The organism is Kitasatospora sp. NPDC056651 (assembly GCF_042792155.1).
Classification (GTDB): Bacteria; Actinomycetota; Actinomycetes; order Streptomycetales; family Streptomycetaceae; genus Kitasatospora.
Genome location: NZ_JBHTWX010000176.1, coordinates 5,873 through 9,036 on the forward strand (window position 1 = coordinate 5,873; position 3,164 = coordinate 9,036).

3 protein-coding genes and 3 tRNA genes are annotated in these 3,164 nt (G+C 71.8%); all 6 read right to left on the reverse strand.

Annotation, left to right across the window (positions count from 1 at the left end; translation table 11 throughout):
• Positions 1-137: 137 nt before the first annotated feature.
• Positions 138-210 (reverse strand) — tRNA-Ala (locus tag ACFRAR_RS37165).
• Between the two features lie 184 nt (positions 211-394).
• Positions 395-523: a DLW-39 family protein gene (locus ACFRAR_RS37170; RefSeq protein ID WP_014137031.1), complete on the reverse strand. Its 129-nt coding sequence runs from the start codon at positions 521-523 to the stop codon at positions 395-397.
• A gap of 294 nt (positions 524-817) precedes the next feature.
• Positions 818-891, reverse strand: a tRNA-Ile gene (locus ACFRAR_RS37175).
• A 105-nt stretch (positions 892-996) separates the two neighbouring features.
• A tRNA-Ile gene (locus ACFRAR_RS37180) sits at positions 997-1,070 on the reverse strand.
• A gap of 16 nt (positions 1,071-1,086) precedes the next feature.
• Entirely contained in the window at positions 1,087-2,481 is a 1,395-nt protein-coding gene (locus ACFRAR_RS37185) for a class I SAM-dependent methyltransferase (RefSeq protein ID WP_380704599.1), read from the reverse strand.
• 263 nt (positions 2,482-2,744) lie between these two features.
• Positions 2,745-3,164, reverse strand: a 420-nt coding sequence (locus ACFRAR_RS37190; protein ID WP_380704601.1) for a DUF3566 domain-containing protein, incomplete at its 5' end; no start/stop codon positions are given.

Sequence of the window (3,164 nt, forward strand, 5' to 3'; positions counted from 1 at the left end):
CCCGCACCCCGACACCGCCGCCCCCCCCGCCGACACCGCCCCCGCGTCGCCCTCACCGCGCGCACCGCCCCGTCAACCCCGATCGCCCCCCCCCCGTAATCCCCGGTCAGCGGCCCATCGGCTACTGCTGTGAACTGTGGAGCATAGGAGACTCGAACTCCTGACATCTGCCTTGCAAAGGCAGCGCTCTACCAACTGAGCTAATGCCCCTTGACGGCACCGCGTGTGCCAACGGGCACTAGCGTACCGGGTTCCGGCGCGGTTCCCAGCGCCGTCCCCCTGGAAAAGTGCCGTTCCCTGGGGTCGGCCGGTCCGGTCCATCGACCGGGCCGGCCGTCCCGGGAGGCGCCGTCCGGCGCCTCCGGAATTCGTCGATCGTCAGATCGCCCGGGGCTCAGCGACCGGCCGGGACCGGGTCGGTGGCCTCGGTCCACAAGTCCTGCTCGGCGCGGTCCGCCTGGACCTGACGGTAGACAAAGAAGCCGCCGAGGGCGACCAGGGCGACCAGGAGAAGCTTCTTCACCGCGGGACCTCGTCCTTCTTGCGTTGGCGGACTCAAGAGCCGGATCCGGCGGAATGACCGGGCCGACGAGTCCAGATGGTGTTTCGAGCTCGAACGGGCGGACCGGGTGCCAGACTGCCCTTGCGGCCGATGATACACACCGGTGTCCCAATCGTGACCAGCCACCGGCACGCCAACCCGGCGGTCCGGTCCCAGGATTGACGCCGTACCTCCTGGCCGGCCGCCCCGGCCCCCGGCCCGGCGGCAGAAACGCCGAAGGGCCCGGAGTGGATCACTCCGGGCCCTTCGTGGAGGTGGGCCTAACAGGACTTGAACCTGTGGCCTCTTCCTTATCAGGGAAGCGCTCTAACCGTCTGAGCTATAGGCCCTCACCGAACAGAGATCGTACCGGACTCCGGCCGGACCGCGGCCCCGGTCGATCTCGAGAAGTGTCGAAGGGCCCGGAGTGATCCACTCCGGGCCCTTCGCGGTTGTGGGCCTAACAGGACTTGAACCTGTGGCCTCTTCCTTATCAGGGAAGCGCTCTAACCGTCTGAGCTATAGGCCCTTGCCGCACTGAAAGATTAGCGGACCGACCGCCGATCTCCCAAATCCGGGTCGGCCGGGGCCACGACGGCGCCCCCCGTGACCAGCCCCGGCGCGGCGGCGGAGGGGCGCAGCAGCCACTCCTCGCGGGTCTGCGGCAGGCCCGCCGCGCCCTCCTCGGTGCTGCGGACGGCGAGGACCTGGTTGACCCCGATCCGGTTCTGCTCGAAGGCGAGCGCGGAGGCCGCCATGTACAGCCGCCAGACCCGGGCCCGGCCGCGGCCGACCAGCCGGACCGCCTCCGTCCAGTGCGCCTCCAGGTTGGCCACCCACTCGCGCAGGGTCAGCCCGTAGTGCTCGCGCAGCGACTCGACGTCCCGGACCTCGAAGCCGGCCTCCTCCAGCCGGGCCACGGTGGAACCGACGGGGGAGAGCTCGCCGTCCGGGAAGACGTAGCGGTCGATGAAGGGGCTGGTGCGGTGCGGCTCGCCGGGGATGTCGGGACGCCTGGCGATCTGGTGGTTGAGCAGCCGACCGCCGGGCACCAGCAGCCGGTGCAGGCCCTCGGCGTAGATCCGGTACTGCTCGGAGCCGACGTGCTCGGCCATCCCGATGCTGGAGATCGCGTCGAAGGGGCCGTCCACGACCTCGCGGTAGTCCTGGAGCCGGACCTCCACCCGGTCGGACAGGCCGGCCTCCTCGACCCGGGCGCGGGCCAGCGCGACCTGCTCCTTCGAGATGGAGACGCCGACCGCGGTGACCCCGTAGTGCTCGGCGGCGTGCAGCAGCAGCGAGCCCCAGCCGCAGCCGACGTCCAGCAGGCGCATGCCGGGCCGCAGGCCGAGCTTGCGGCAGATCAGGTCGAGCTTGGCCTCCTGGGCGGCCTCCAGGCTCTTCGCCTCCGGCGTCCAGTAGGCGCACGAGTAGACCATCGAGGAGCCCAGCACGAGGCGGTAGAAGTCGTTCCCGACGTCGTAGTGGTGGCTGATGGCCTCGCGGTCCCGGCTGCGGCTGTGCAGCCGCCCCCGGCCCGTGCGGGCCTCCTCCCGGGGCGGCTCCGGTTCGAGGCCGACCGCCCCGGCCCGCAGCACGGCGGCGAGCACCCGGCGGCCCGGGGCGCCGAGGACCTCGCGCGGCCCGAGTTCCCGGGCGCGGACCTCCGGCAGCTCGGCGAAGCGGGCGACGGCGGAGAGCGTCTCGTACAGGTCGGTGCCGGGGGCGAGGTCCAGGTCCCCCGCGACGTACGCGCGGGCCAGCCCGAGCTCGTCCGGCCGCCAGACCAGCCGGCGCAGCGCCCGGCGGTTGCGCAGCACCACGGTGGGCGCCCCCGGGGGCCCGGCGACGCTGCCGTCCCAGACCTGTACCCGCAGTGGTACCGGGACCCCCAACAGCCCTTCCAGGGCCTCGACCAGTTGACCCGCGAGCTTCGCCACCGAGCGTCTCCGTCCAGTCGTCCTGTGGAAACCTGCTGCCCCGGTCGGGCGGACCGGGGGGCGGCCGGCGGCACTCCCGGACGCGGGACGGGCGGCACCCAGCTAAGCCCACGGCGGGCGCCCGGTTTCCGGGCGGCGCGCCGCGGGCCGCCGGCTGTCACCCGAAATGCCGACGGACCCCAGCGGATGATGGAACAACCGCGGGGGTCCGTACATTCCGTCCGTGGACGGGGAACTGAATACCAGTCAGGATCTGGCCGGAATCAGTCCTCCTCGGCCAGGGTGAGCTCGACGCCGCCGGTGAAACCGGCCGCCGCGTTGTAGATGAACGCGGAGAGCGTGGACAGGGCGGTCAGCAGGACGACGTCGACCACGGCGATCAGCGTGGTGAAGGTCATCACCTTGCCGAAGCCCACGTAGTCCATCAGGTTGACGCCGCCGTTGCTGTCCGAGCCGGTGACGTCCTTGAGGGTCTTGCTCAGCGAGTCGAAGACGCCGAGCGAGTCCAGCGTCATCCACAGCACCGCCGCGGCCACGATGATGATGATGCCGACGGCCAGCGACAGCAGGAAGCTGACCTTCATCACGGACCACGGGTCGACCTTGGTCACCCGCAGCCGGGCCTTGCGGGTCCGGCCGAGGCCGACGCCGCCGGCCGCGGGGGGCCCGGCCGGTGCGGGGCC